Below are 13,424 nucleotides of genomic sequence, written 5' to 3'. Positions count from 1 at the left end.
TTTCTCTTCCTGATCTCAAGTGTCATGTTGCACCACTCTTTGAGATTGTCGCGGAGGTATTAAAATGACGACACGTATTCATCCTATATCGGAAATCAATCAGCGAGCCAAAGATGTGTGGCTGAAAGAAATCGGTGTCGTCGATACCATCCGTTTCTTAAATCAGTTCCGTGTTGGAAATGGAAATGGAAATGGGAATTACACTGCTGAACGTGACTCTCTATTCAAAGAGATGACGGCAAGGCAAATCATCGCGGCCTTGATCACAATCCCGGCCAAGCCTTTGGGGGGCGGGCGTCTCGCCCGCCTGGCGGGCGGGACGCCCGCCCCCCGCATGACAGCGGTGGCCGGAGTCATGATCGACGCCATCATCGCGGAGATCAAAGCAAGGCGATCTCAGGATCACGAATAGAGAAACCGAAGGTTGAATCAGCGTGCTAGTCGATGTGGCGTGATTCCATCGTTGAAGAGATTCACTGTTTGAGATGAAAAGACGGTCAGGGAATAACCCCAAACGACGCATCGTTTCAGCAGATGCGCTGAACCGCGAGGTTCTGCTTCGACTAGCGCAGAGGGTGAACTATGTCGGGAGCGGACATCACAAACGGTATCCCGCGGACTACGGCTTGGAACGCACCAACCCGGTACCGACGAAATCGCTGTGCGACGCCATCGAACCGGTCAGACTTGCTCAAGCGCAGGTCTGGTTACGAACTGGCATCATGCGCTCGATGATCAGCGATCCGGTCGGTGATGATGAATTTCCCAAATACATCTGGTGCGTGAGCGACGATGGCCGAGTCTTCGAGGCGAAAACGCATCCGAATACGCCAGGGCAATATCATGGCTATCCGCTGGAACAGGAAGACGATATGCGGATCTATGTGAAACGCGTATGGGGTGAGCGATGCCAAACAACTGGGGAATAACCGCCGAATGGGAATACCTGGCTTCCGGTTCACCCGAAGAGCGCGCCTGTTTTGCTGCGCTGAGTCTCTTCGCGCACGGGCATTGCCTCACCGAAGGACAGGATGCGCTGGCCAACCGTCTTCGCAAAGCACCCTATTTGTCTGCCTATCATCTGGCCGAATGGCTGGCCTGGAACTGGTGGCGATTGCGCTGGGAGCCTCGTGCGCACACCCCTGACTGGGTTTTCGCGCACCGTCTCGCCAATATCGGAGAGGGATATATCTGGCCTGATGTCACGCTGTTTTCGGATGGACAGCGCACGGCATTGATCTCGAAAGGCACGGATGAACGTCCGGAAACGCCGTTTCGATACATCAACAGTACGGCGGTCGTGATTCCCGCGGCGGATTTTGAGACCGGCCTCGACGACTTTATCCGGCAAGTCCTCGCTCGACTCGACGCGGCTGACGTGCGCGGGTCCAACCTCGCTCAAATCTGGCGGGAGGTCGAATCCGAACGCCAGGATCCGGCGGCATCCTTACGACGCATCATCGAGGCGCTACTAGGTTGTGACCCTGATGAAGCCGATCCAGACATTCTGGAGCGATTGTTGAGAGACGCCGATCAACTGGGTACCGCTGCCATTGAAGAATTGGCGGCGAACGCAGGCTATGAGACAGGCTCGGCCGGTCTGACCAGCGCGGCGGAACTGAATGACATCGCACAGCGTTTTGGCGTTGATGGTGTCTGGGATGATGGCGTTTGTCCGACATCCTTCGCGCCAGCGGTCGATCGTGGACAAACCCCAGCCTGGCAACTCGGTACGAGCGCGGCACGCGCACTCCGACAACAGGAAAACCTCGGTTCCGGTCTAGTCGACGATCGCGTTCTGGCATCCATGCTGGGCGCGAATCCTGACATCCTGAAAGCGAGCCAGGGCGCTTTCTCCACGATCGCTTTTGCACTCGATCAAACGGATCGAGCAAATCGGATCGTCTTACGGTCGCGCTGGAATACGGGCCGGCGGTTTGAACTGGCGCGTCTCTTGGGCGATCGGTTGCTGGCTGATCCGGGCAATCGGCTCTACCCCGCGACCAGGGCCTATACCTATCGGCAAAAAATGCAGCGAGCCTTCGCCGCCGAATTGCTGAGTCCTTATGAATCCGTGCTAACCATGCTGGATGGCGATACTTCCCCGGAGAACCAGCAGGAAGTCGCGAATTACTTTCAGGTGTCCGATTGGACGATTCGCTCGTTGCTCGTGAACAATGAAATGATTGACCGGAATCATCTCGACGGCGAGCAATTTGCACTGTTTTCTTGAAATGTAGTGAGATGAGGGCACTGAGCCACTGCATCTCCATGTGCGCTGCTCCGACTGCATTGGATGGAGGGAGAAGCCGTGTGCTGTGATCTGACAAACCAGACAGACCAAGAGGGGAATCGCATGACTGAAACCAATTCAAAACGCCCGGTGCGTCATCTGTTGGGACTTTCCGGAGGCAAGGATAGCTCCGCGCTTGCGATTTATCTGCGTGACAGGGTTCCCGAAATGGAATACCTCTTTGCCGATACCGGAGCCGAATTGCCGGAAACGCTGGAGTTTGTCGATTTGATGGAGGATTATCTTGGCAAAAAAATTGAGCGCATAAACGCGAATCGTGATTTCGATTTTTACCTGAAGTTGCACAATAATTTTCTTCCTTCTGCTCGTCAGCGTTGGTGCACTATAAATTTAAAACTTTTACCGTTTGAAGAGTTTGTTGGTAATGATGAGGTGATTTCTTACATCGCAATACGGGCAGATGAGCCATCTCGTTCTGGCTATATCTCTAGCAAGCCAAATATCCGAACTTGTATGCCATTCCGAGATGATGGAATCACGAAGGAAGATGTGATTGAAATTTTAGAGTCATCAGGAATCGGATTGCCAAAATATTATTCATGGAGAAGCCGCTCCGGTTGCTATTTTTGCTTTTTTCAAACTCAGAAAGAATGGGTTGGTTTAAAAAAACATCACCCGGAGTATTTTGATAAGGCAAAAACATATGAGAAAGTAGATGAAGCAACAGGCACGATGTTTACATGGAATCAATTAGGGAACTTAGACGAGGTCGTTCGCAAAGCGAGCGAAAAGCATGAGCCTGATAAGAAAGAAAAATCTTCAAAAAGATTGCTTGATCGTTTGTCAGACGAAAATTCTGGCGACGATGAAAGTTGTTTGATCTGCATGAAGTAGATGTGAATGAGTAATCTCGAAGAACGATTTTTAGGAGTGCGCGTTAATACCGATGCCGGCAAACCAGCATTGCATAAGCCACTGTTGTTGTTATTTGCGCTTGGCCAGCTACTACGTTATAAAAAAAGAACATTTCTGTTTTCTGAAATTGACGCTGGTCTAAGCGTTCTTTTACAGCAATTCTTTCCGCAAGGATCGAAGAATATTAATACTCACTATCCTTTTGGAAAACTTGAAAATGATGGAATTTGGGAGATAGAGCGCAGCAACGAGTTGAAACGTACAAGTGTCGGGCATTTGATGAAATCAGAGCTGCTTTCGATGGGTATTCATGGAGGATTTACCCATGACGTTCTCAATGAACTAGGCAACGATAATTCTCGAATTATTTCAATCGCCAAGACAATTTCCGACAAATATTTCCAGCCTGAAAATCGTATCAATGTTCTTCAAGCGGTCGGGCTAGAAGAATCTTTCGGTCCTCCTTTTAAGGAAATTGAGGCGGATTCATATCGGTTTAGAGGTGGTATTTCAATGGCATTGATCGACACCCAGACTTTTACGCTGACTCGGCAGCGGCTTATAACAGCTTTAAGCCTTATTTCAAATACGCCAGATATTTTTAGCGCCGGAAGAATGCGTGAGGCGCGAGTTGCATTTATATCAGGAAAAAACGTTATATCGTCAATTCGTGGCTGGCTGCTTGCGGCTAAAGTTATCAACAACGGCACCAAGTCTCAATACCTTTTAACCGATTATGGAAAACGCTTGCTCTCGGTTGATCCAAAAATGCAAAAGGCGAGTTCTTGGTGGAGTTTGCATCTAAATATTTGCCTGTCGGATAGATGCGATCCTTACCGTGCGCTTTTTTATGTGCTTGGTGAGCATAAGGATTACATCGCTCAGGATGAATTATTGACTCCAAAATTGTCTGCGATCATCAATGACAATCACAGCAACGCAATTGCGAATGCCAGCATTGAAACAAACCTTGCTGGAGTGATAAAGATGTTTACAGGCGAAAGTCCTTTATCGGATCTTGGACTTTTAGATACCTTGGATAACAAAAGCAAAATTCGGCTTGGCGATCCATTCGTAACTGATCAAGCTATTGGTTATGGGCTTGCATTAGCTCGTCACCGATTCTTTGCAACTCGCACAACTGTTAATTTTCGGGAATTTGTTGATTTTGGCTTCCATCATTTTCTTTGTTTATCGGTTAACGACCTGCGAAACCGCCTCCGCGAACTCAGCCGATCAACAGCCTGGCAGCAGCATTTTTCCTTCATTGAAGGAAAGGATCTGGATTCGATCCAGTTCGGGGATCGTTTGAATCCAAATCAGACGCTGCTCCAGTTATTACAGGAATCCGAGGATACCTGGCTCTGAGCGAGGATGGATCGATGGACCGCAAACAATTGAATTTGAAGCTCCAGGCGCTGCTGTCCGCGCAGCGTCTGGTGCGCTATCAGGGCATCGTCGTCACGGTCGGGTCGGAAGGCGATTTTGAACAGGTGTGTACTCAGATCGAGGCGATTTGTCTGGATCATGATCTCTGGCGTCAGCCCGGCGCCGATGGTGCTCCCAAAATTCCCTGTCCGCGCCGTGCGTTCATGGACAGCGTCTTTCAACCTCGACCGCATGCCCTGGCGATTCTCAATCCGGACGATTGGATGACTCACTGGCCCGCTCCGGAGCAGGCGACCTTCTGGAATGCGGTTGCCGATGCCTATGGCCGTCATGAAATCCTGATTTCGATCGTGGCAACGCCACCCATCCGGGCGCAACTGCGGATCAGTTTTGTCGAATATTCACTTTCCGGTTTACCGGTTTCAGTCTGGCTCTCGCGTCATCAGCCAGTCGATCATCTCAAGGAGGTGCTGGCATGACCAAGCTATCCGATCTGGTTGTTATCGATTATTCCAGCCGGGGTTCCGCGATCCGTTTGGATGACGGTCTGACCAAGAGCGAGGCGTTGGTCGATGCGTTCACGCCGACGCATTCCTCGGTGGCGGTGCTGTTGAATACGCAGAAAGCGGTGTTGGCGAACGCCTCGCAACAGAGTCGCGCCATGATCTGGCATGGCGTCTATGGTTCGGGCAAGAGTCATCTGGGCGTGCTGATCGGCGAATTGCTGCGCCGGGGGACGACAACTGGGGCGATGCGCGGGTTTCTGGACCGGCTGCGCAATCTAGGTCAAGCCAAGCTGGCTGATGCGATCAAGACCACGTTTCATCCGAACGATGACCCGGATGCGCGACCCTATCTTATCGTGACGCTCTATGGTTCGCCCGCGCCGACGCTACAGAATGCGCTCCTTGAGGGCCTGTATCTGACGCTGAGAAGGACGCCGGGGCTCGACCCGGAGCGCATCATTCCAAAAACGGAATTCGCCGCGGCCCGCGAGCGGCTGACCGTTATTCTGGAGCTGCATCCCGCGTATCGGCAGGCGCCGCTGTCAAATTGGCAGATTCAGAGTTCAGCGTTCAATCTGGAAGAACTGGAAAATCAACTGATCGGATTCGATCCGGACGCCTTGGAGGCGTTTCGGTCGTGGCATCCGAAGGTGTCGGCGGGCGCCGCGTTCGATCCACAGGCGCTTGGCGGCAAGGGCGTAACGGATGCCTTTGCGGAAGCGGCGGCATTGCTGACGCGAGATCACAGTTACAACGGAATTGCGGTCATCTGGGACGAATTCGGCTATGCGCTTGATAATCTAATTCGGGATCCGCTACGCAATCCAATTGATGAAATACATGATCTCCAGAAATTTGTTGAAACCGTTTGCACGCCATCGAAAGGGCATACTTTATTTATTGGTTTAACTCATCGCTCACTGCGCGAATATGGATCAAGCAGCCAGGCAGGAATCGAGGTAAAGAATTATCTGGAGCTTATCGAAGGGCGCTTTATTAACTTTCCGGTGGCGCTCAAGAATTCCGAAGCCGAGGGCTATCACTTATTGAGCGCAATGGTTGCGCGAACCCCGCAAGGGCAAATCTTGCTGGAGCGGGCGTCGCCGCGCGCCGAGACGCTGGTGCGCATCTGCGCCCGGATGCCATTGTTTACAAATCTGGCGTCGGATCTCAAGCAGATCGTGACCGGCTGTTATCCGCTGCATCCGCTGACCGCCGCCGGGCTCTTTGCCATTGCGGCGCACGGCGTTTATTCGCAGGCGAGTCGCACCGTCTTTACCTTTTATCAAAATCTGGAGTTCGCGACGGCCGGCACGGATCTGGCGCTGGAGCGCGAGGTCGACCCCGACGCGCTTTATGGCGCAGAGCTGATTCGACTGCCGGAGTTGCTGACGGTCTATCGGGACGATGTGTTCAATGAATATCCCGGTCTCGCGGATGCCTATCATCACGCGATTGCAACCGTAACCCAGGGCTTTCCCGAGTCGTTTGCGATCAAGCGCGATATCGTCTCGGTCCTGCTGCTAGCGCGGGTGCTCGGGGATCAGTTCCAGCCCACGGACGCCCTGCTGTCCGCCGCGCTCTATGACACCGAGACCGACAGCGTGGCGCTGAAGCAGGAACTGGAGATCCTGCAACGCGCCGGCCTGATCTGGCGCCGCGAAACGGAGGTTCCGGTGTGGGAGCTGGAATCCGACAGCGGCACCCAGATCGAGCCGCTGATCGAGCAGGAATTGAAGCAACTGCGCTCCAAATCGCTCGCGGCCTATTTTCAGGATCACGAGGATCTGCGCCAGGATCTGTTTCCGCAGTGCGGCTGTCACGATTTCGATCCTTCCGTGGCGGGGATCGTGCGCTCGTTCGAGGTGCGGATCGTCGATGAGCTGGAGGGCAATCCGGCGGCGGTTTCGCAAGATCCGCGTCTGTCGGCGCTGGTGCTGTTGCTGGCGGTTCCGGATGTGCGGCAGGTGGAACAGGTGATCAAAACCTGCGAAACCCTGCCAGCGCCCGCGACGCTGACCTATGTCTGGATTCCGAAACGCGGTCTGGCGGAACTGGTGGAGCCGATCCGGCGCTATCTGGTGCTCTCGGGGTTGCTGAAGCAGCAGGCGGCGGGGGAGGGCGTGGTGCGCCGGCTGCGTAACGAACTGGATAAAACGCGCCGTGAGTTGCGGAAGGAAATCCGCGAACGCCTGGGCCGGGTCGCGCTGGAACGCGACGACGTGGCGATCCGTCGGATCGGCGACCCGGATGAGCAGGTTAAGGCGACAAGCTGGCATGGGTTTACGGATGAGTTGGAAACGCGGGTGCAGGCGCTGTATCCGAAGGAGATTCAGGTTCGGGCGATGAACGCGAACCGGCTCTATAACGTCGGCGACCGCAAGATCAGCCGGATCGAGAACCTGCTGGCGAATCTGCTGCATTTCGACGATCTGCCGCCGATGTCGCGCAACGATCTGCTGGGCGAGAACAGCGAGAGCAGCGAGCTGTCCGCCCTGATCGATGGCACCTTGGGCGTGTATACGAATGGACTCCTGCATGAGCGTCACGATGGCTGGCATCTGAAATTGCCGGACGAGGCGGAGGGCGCGGTTGGCGAGTTGTTGCGGCTGATCCGCGACCAGATTCTCGACAAGCGTCGCAAGCTCTGCGAGTTCTCGGAGTTGCGGGCCATGCTGATGGCGCCGCCGTTCGGGTTGCCGACATCGGTCATCCCGATTTTCACGGCGGTGGCGATTCGTCAGGCGGTCAGCCGTTTGAAGTGGGCCAATCGGAGCGAACCGTTCGAGTCGTCGCTGTGGGATGCCAGTTGCATCGGGACTGACTTGAAGCTGCGCTTCGACAACTTCAAGCGGAAACAGCTTGATGTGCTCGACGCGCTGCGGCGGGCGATGCGTTTGCCGCTGTCTGACGCGACGGATGCCGAGGATCAGGCGCGCGAAACGCTCTCGAAACTGCGGTCCTATTACAAGGAACTACCCGATGCCGTGCGCCATTCGTCGAAGCTGTCGCTCGACACGCGCAAGCTCTTCGAGACGCTCAAGCGGCCAGGGCTGGATGCGCAGGACGTGGCGGATGCGATCCTGGAGACGGTGCGCGGCGCGGCGGATATCGATCAGATGGTTGCGATTCTGCAAGGCATCTTCGATGCGGTGGCGATGATTCGGGATGAGCGTCTGGCGGTGATGCGCCAGGTGATTGCCCCGGCCTTGCAGGTGCCGGAGCAGAAGCGACGCATCATCGACACGCTTTCGCAACGTGGCGATGCCGAGCTGGTTCAGGCGCTGGAGCGGGTCGATCAGGATGAAGCGGCGGCGTTGTCGGAGGTTTCTCAACTCATCGTCGGCAAGCCGCTGGATCAGTGCAGCGATATCGAAATCGGGCGCTTGAGCGGGGATCTTGCGCGGCTGCTGGAGCGGGCGGGGGAGCCGGTGACAGACCCAGAACCTGTGGAACCGCTGAATCGAACGCTGGAGATATCGGCCGAGCATACCCTGGGACTGATTCCGAATACGGTGAACACGGCGATTGACGATTCGCCTCTGGACGCTTATTTCCAACACAACCTGTCCGTGCTCGTTGACCGTTATCGCGAAAGTCTGGACACGTATCGGATGATCGCCATCCTGCTGGGTCAGATCACGCAACTGCGCCAGTCCGGGGCTTTGGAGATGACGGAAAATCTTTGAAGATCGCGGTCGGGTGGCTTAGGCGGCGATTTTCGGAAAATCGGTAGAGTCTTCATCCAGCAATCCTTGAAGCATCAATCAGAACGAGGTGAACAAAATGAATACCGCCGAGCGCATTTATGCCGTCGTGAAAAACATGCCAGAGACTCAAGCCGCCGAAGTGCTCGATTTCGTGGAGTTTTTACAGGCAAAATGCGCGGCGTCACCGGAAAGGATGGGCGCGGAACAAGCCAGAATGCAGCGTGCCGAATGGCAAGCCCTCGTCGCATCACAGCCTCTGCAAACGGAGAGCGCCGGAGAGTTTGTCCGTCAACTGCGCGATGGGGCGCGCTATTGATGGTTTATGTGGATGACACTGTGAACATTGCGATGCCTAAGCGGGAAATGAAGCCATGACAAACGTCACCATCACGCTGGAAGATCAGGTTGCCCAAGACCTGCAAGCGCGCGCCCGGACGGAAGGTCTGAATGTCGAGGAATGGATCGAGCGCCTAGTGCGTCGGCATGTTCACCCGGAGTGGCCAGAGAGTGTGCGGGCATTGGTTGGCGCATGGCCCGATGCGCCCACGGCGGAAGAACTGCGTCAGAGTCACGGACAAGATCTTGCGCGGGAGCCTTGGTAAAGATGATCGTCCTGGATACCAACACTCTGATCTATTTTGGTATGAAGACTGATAACCGTGAGCCGTCACGATGATTGACGCCGTCGTCCGCATCATCGTCGACGATCTGGGCTTGTCCCGCATCGCAGACGCTGAAAGCGTCACCAGCCCGGATGTGAACCTAATCCATGCGCTGCGTGAGCGGATTCGCCAGCGATTGCGCGTCCCGCTGCCCGAGCCGCTGGTGCTGTGCATGTCGTCGGCCATCTATCAGCGTTTCGCGAATCTGGAGGGTCAGCCGGGACTGACGGTCGAGCGGCTGTCGCCACGGCCGTTTTTGCGCGAGCGTTTGGGGTGTCCGCTGCCGGTTTGGTTGACTGATCCGTTGGCGGTCATGCTCCTTGCGCTTGCAGGTGACCATGCGGCAACAGAGGGCGATCCCATCGATCGCATCCTGACCCTGATCGATCCGGCACTGGCGCAGACGTTGGATCTAGCGACCATCCTGGATCGGCTGTCCCGTCAACCGCTAGCATCAAAGGCGTTGCTGGATGTGCCGGAGATCCGGGCGCGGCTCCGGGACCGTCTCGCGGCGGCTGGACTGACGGCGGCCGCCGAGCTGCTGAACCTGTTTTTCGATTCCAACCAAGCGCCGATGGAGTGCTATCGCCTCCTGGCCCTGGCGCAACTGCGCGACCGGCTGGAGAGTCTCTGCGTTCGCGACGGTCTCGCGCCCGAAACGGCGTTGCCGCCGCGACTCTGTTCGTCGGAGTTGGCGCGTCAGCTTCCAATCCTGCCCGTGGTGGCGGAACAGGCCGCGCCCTATCCCGCCTATCTGCGCAACCTCTTGATCCTGGCCGAGCGGCGTACCCACGGCGACGGGCTGCCGGTCGAGCGTCTCGCCGAGTATGTCGCGCAGGATTGGCCGGAGCTGTGCGAGTCGCTGCAAACGCTGTTCGAGCAGAATCCGGCGCTAGCGAGCGAGCCGCTGATTCTGGCGCTGCGGCGGCTGGACAACGAGCTGGCGCGGGATCTGGCGGTACGGATGCGCGATGCCCTGGATCATGCGCATTGCGATCCCTTGCCGGCGACGGCGTCGGTCAAGGAGGTGCTGCGCTGGAGCGAGCGGTATTTCGATTACGCGCGGGGCGCCTTCGAGCGTCACGCCGAGCCGGACGAGGCGGTCTGTCGGAGTTTCGCGCGCTGGGTGACCGCTGAGCCGCATCGGATCATCCAGTCCGACCACGATTGGCGGACGGTGGCGCGGACGGTGGATGAACTGCTGGCGGCGGGTCAGGTGGTGATTCTCTGCGTGGTCGATGCGCTGGGCGCGATCCATCTGGATCTGGTGGAACTGGCGCTGCGTCAACGGCTGGTCGATCAGTCCGTGCCGGTGATCAAGCCGCTGTTCGCGCCGCTGCCGACGATTACCGAGGTCGGCAAGATCGGGGTGCTGACGGGCGCGGAACCTGGCACCCAGCCGACGGATTATGACCGGGCGTTGCGGGCACGGTTTGCCGCGCATCTGGGGCCGGATGGGTTGCAGATCGTCAAAAGCTGGAAGGATTTCCGTCAGGCGCTGCAACCGACGACTCGGCTGCTGGTGTGTCTGGATAATCGCGTGGATGACGATCTGCATCAGTGCACGGAGTTTCGCCATCATCGCGAGCGGGTGCGGACGGTCGCGGAACAACTCGCCGAGCTGATCGCGGGCTGGCAACTGGACGCCGCCCATCATCAGCGCCAGGCCGCGATCCTGATCACCGCCGATCATGGCGCGACCAAGGTCTCGCGCCGCGCCACGGAACCGCCGGGAACGACGCCGCTGGAACGGCGTCTGTTGCGCGTGGATGCCGCGCCCGATCCGGTGCCGGAGGGGATGATCTTTGTGCCTGCCCATCCGGGCGGCTATCTGATCCCGCATGATCGGGTGGCGTATGGTCCGACCGAGACGCTGCTGCATGGTGGACTCACGCCCGAGGAGGTGCTGATTCCCTTCATTCTGATCACGCGCCAGGACCGGGGCGCGGTAGCGGCCCTGCAACTGACGCCGATCGAGACGCGCGCCCATGCGGCGACCGAGGGCTGGTATGTCCGGCTGTGTCTCGTCAATCGCACCCGCGAGACCTTCATCAATCTGAAGATCGTGGCACAGGCGCCATTCAGCGGTGACAGTCCGGTCTTTCCGCGACTCGACCCGCAGGATCGGATTGAGGAGGTGATTCTCAATCTCCGGGCGAGCATCGAACAACAGGGACCGACACAGGTATCTTTCGAGCTACGTTATCAGGAGGGCGCGGCGGCGAGCTATCAGCGTCGGCTGTTCCAGTTCGACCTGGATCTGGCGGGGCATCTGCTGGAACGCACCGAAGCCGCCGAGCAGTTCGACAATTTTTTCGATTTGTAGCGAGACCAGCGAGCAAGCATGGCCATCAACACCCAATTGGACCGGCGGATCGTCGAAGTGCTTGGCGATCTGACCATCGACAAGGAACGGGTACGCAATCTGCGCATTCGCGACGCGCGGACGGTGACGACGTTCGTCGAGGAATGGCTGGTCTCGCGCTATCAGCGACCGGACAAAACGGACGAGGCGGTCTATCAGGACATCACCGCGTTCATGAGTCAGCATCTACCGACCAAGAGCGAAAAAGAGGCCATCAAACATCGCATCGTCAACGGCGATTCGGTGGTGGTTTTGGATCGCTTCGACGTGCGCGTCGATATCGCGAAGGGCAAACGCTTTGTCAGCATCCCTTGCCTGGGCGAGAACAAGGCGGAAGTCCGCAACGATCTGTTGGAGGAACATCCAGGGCTGCTCAGTGGAGGCCAGTGGGGAGCCGGACGGCTGATGCTGCGCAACGATGGCAAGGAGCGCAACGTGATCGAGCTGATCGAGTTTCGCCCCATGCAGTCGGGGCAGGTGCGGTTGCAGGCGCTCATCGATGCGCGTCAGACCTTCACGACTGCCGAATGGCTGGCTGTGCTGATTCGGACCATGGGTTACGAGCCGGATGCCTACACCGACAACCAGCGACGCCATCTCATTCTCCGCTTGCTCCCGCTGGTCCAGAAGAACCTCAACATGATGGAACTGGCCCCGAAAGGCACGGGCAAGTCCTTTGTCTATTCCAATCTGAGCCGTCACGTCTGGCTCAATGGCGGCGGGACACTGACGCGGGCACAGCTCTTCAAGAACCTGAGCACCAAGGAAGAAGGTCTGCTGGCGCGTTTCGATCTATTGGTGCTGGACGAGGGTCAATCGACCAATTTCGACCGGGACGGCGATGTCCACGCCAATTTCAAGGGCTATCTGGAAGCGGGTCATTACACCATCGGGCAAGACAAGATCACGAGCGAGTGCGGGCTGATGCTGCTGGCGAATATCGACCTGGATTATCAAGGACGACCCGCGCGGCCCGACTTCATCCGTCAGTTGCCCGAGATGTTCCATGACGACGCGCTGATCGACCGCTTCCACGGCATCCTCCCTGGGTGGGAGATTCCGCGCATCACCAACGCGCATTTCGCTCAGGGTCCGGGCATCAAGGCCGATGTCTTCGGCGAGTATGCGCATCAAATCAGAACCGCCAGTCATGTGCTTTTCCCGTATGGGGAAGTGCCATCGCTCAAGGGCGATACGCGGGATGTCAAGGCGGTTGAGCGACTGTCGCGGGCGCTGTCGCGTCTCTACATGCTGAATCCCGACCAACCCGACTATGACGAATACGTGTTGCAACCCGCCATCGCGTTGCGCGAACGTGTCCGGACGCAACTCGCAGAGTTGAATCCGAGCGAGTTTTCGCCGCAGATCAGGATTGATCGCTGAGCCGGTAAGCGGGTTCTTAAGCGGATCCGTCGATCCATGTGAGCAACCGATGACCGACAACGCACATAACGAAAACACCACCACGCCAGTCGATGACTTCGACAGCCCCTGGAAAGCGGCGGTCACGCACGCCTTTCCCGAGTTCCTGGCGTTCTACTTTCCGCGTGCCGCCGCCGCGATCGACTGGGCGCGGGGCTATGACTTTCTCGATCAGGAACTCGCGCAGGTGGTGCGCGACGG

Annotated in this window: 11 protein-coding genes and 1 pseudogene; all 12 read left to right on the top strand. The window is 57.0% G+C overall.

Translation table 11 applies throughout. From position 1 onward, the window contains the following. Positions 1-64: 64 nt before the first annotated feature. Entirely contained in the window at positions 65-412 is a 348-nt protein-coding gene (locus tag QZY07_RS01740) for a hypothetical protein (RefSeq protein WP_295399371.1), read from the top strand. Positions 413-626: 214 nt separating this feature from the next. Continuing rightward, positions 627-929, top strand: a complete 303-nt coding sequence (locus QZY07_RS01735) for a hypothetical protein (protein ID WP_295399369.1) — start codon at positions 627-629, stop codon at positions 927-929. Continuing rightward, positions 908-2,233: a hypothetical protein gene (locus QZY07_RS01730; RefSeq protein ID WP_295399367.1), complete on the top strand. Its 1,326-nt coding sequence runs from the start codon at positions 908-910 to the stop codon at positions 2,231-2,233. Before QZY07_RS01735 ends, QZY07_RS01730 begins: the two co-directional genes overlap by 22 nt. 123 nt (positions 2,234-2,356) lie before the next feature. After that, positions 2,357-3,148 (top strand): phosphoadenosine phosphosulfate reductase family protein, encoded by a 792-nt coding sequence (locus tag QZY07_RS01725; RefSeq protein WP_295399365.1) that lies wholly within the window; start codon positions 2,357-2,359, stop codon positions 3,146-3,148. A gap of 6 nt (positions 3,149-3,154) precedes the next feature. Next, a complete protein-coding gene (locus QZY07_RS01720; protein ID WP_295399363.1) occupies positions 3,155-4,537 on the top strand; it encodes a DUF4007 family protein in 1,383 nt (460 codons plus the stop codon). 14 nt (positions 4,538-4,551) lie between these two features. Continuing rightward, positions 4,552-5,037: a hypothetical protein gene (locus tag QZY07_RS01715; protein ID WP_295399361.1), complete on the top strand. Its 486-nt coding sequence runs from the start codon at positions 4,552-4,554 to the stop codon at positions 5,035-5,037. Continuing rightward, positions 5,034-8,753, top strand: a complete 3,720-nt coding sequence (locus QZY07_RS01710) for a hypothetical protein (RefSeq protein WP_295399360.1) — start codon at positions 5,034-5,036, stop codon at positions 8,751-8,753. The genes QZY07_RS01715 and QZY07_RS01710 overlap by 4 nt, the downstream gene beginning before the upstream one ends. Before the next feature lie 97 nt (positions 8,754-8,850). After that, the gene (locus tag QZY07_RS01705; protein WP_295399358.1) at positions 8,851-9,090 is read left to right on the top strand and encodes a DUF2281 domain-containing protein; all 240 of its coding nucleotides are present in this window, start codon (positions 8,851-8,853) and stop codon (positions 9,088-9,090) included. A 55-nt stretch (positions 9,091-9,145) separates the two neighbouring features. After that, the gene (locus QZY07_RS01700; protein WP_295399356.1) at positions 9,146-9,376 is read left to right on the top strand and encodes a ribbon-helix-helix protein, CopG family; all 231 of its coding nucleotides are present in this window, start codon (positions 9,146-9,148) and stop codon (positions 9,374-9,376) included. 70 nt (positions 9,377-9,446) lie between these two features. Then, a complete protein-coding gene (locus QZY07_RS01695) occupies positions 9,447-11,762 on the top strand; it encodes an alkaline phosphatase (RefSeq protein WP_295399354.1) in 2,316 nt (771 codons plus the stop codon). An 18-nt stretch (positions 11,763-11,780) separates the two neighbouring features. Then, on the top strand, positions 11,781-13,184 hold the full coding sequence (gene brxL / locus QZY07_RS01690; RefSeq protein WP_295399352.1) for a BREX system Lon protease-like protein BrxL: 1,404 nt from the start codon (positions 11,781-11,783) through the stop codon (positions 13,182-13,184). A 49-nt stretch (positions 13,185-13,233) separates the two neighbouring features. Beyond that, positions 13,234-13,424 (top strand): annotated as a pseudogene (locus QZY07_RS01685) (hypothetical protein); the annotation flags it as partial.

It is taken from the genome of uncultured Thiocystis sp. (genome assembly GCF_903866365.1).
GTDB lineage: Bacteria > Pseudomonadota > Gammaproteobacteria > Chromatiales > Chromatiaceae > Chromatium.
The sequence above is the reverse complement of the archived record's forward strand: the minus strand, read 5'-3'. Positions and strand labels throughout refer to the sequence as shown.

Coding starts and splice junctions, on each gene's coding strand:
- QZY07_RS01700 (WP_295399356.1), top strand. CDS start 9,146: ATGACAAACGTCACCATCACGCTGGAAGATCAGGTTGCCCAAGACCTG.
- QZY07_RS01730 (WP_295399367.1), top strand. CDS start 908: ATGCCAAACAACTGGGGAATAACCGCCGAATGGGAATACCTGGCTTCC.
- QZY07_RS01715 (WP_295399361.1), top strand. CDS start 4,552: ATGGACCGCAAACAATTGAATTTGAAGCTCCAGGCGCTGCTGTCCGCG.
- QZY07_RS01710 (WP_295399360.1), top strand. CDS start 5,034: ATGACCAAGCTATCCGATCTGGTTGTTATCGATTATTCCAGCCGGGGT.
- brxL (WP_295399352.1), top strand. CDS start 11,781: ATGGCCATCAACACCCAATTGGACCGGCGGATCGTCGAAGTGCTTGGC.
- QZY07_RS01725 (WP_295399365.1), top strand. CDS start 2,357: ATGACTGAAACCAATTCAAAACGCCCGGTGCGTCATCTGTTGGGACTT.
- QZY07_RS01740 (WP_295399371.1), top strand. CDS start 65: ATGACGACACGTATTCATCCTATATCGGAAATCAATCAGCGAGCCAAA.
- QZY07_RS01695 (WP_295399354.1), top strand. CDS start 9,447: ATGATTGACGCCGTCGTCCGCATCATCGTCGACGATCTGGGCTTGTCC.
- QZY07_RS01705 (WP_295399358.1), top strand. CDS start 8,851: ATGAATACCGCCGAGCGCATTTATGCCGTCGTGAAAAACATGCCAGAG.
- QZY07_RS01720 (WP_295399363.1), top strand. CDS start 3,155: ATGAGTAATCTCGAAGAACGATTTTTAGGAGTGCGCGTTAATACCGAT.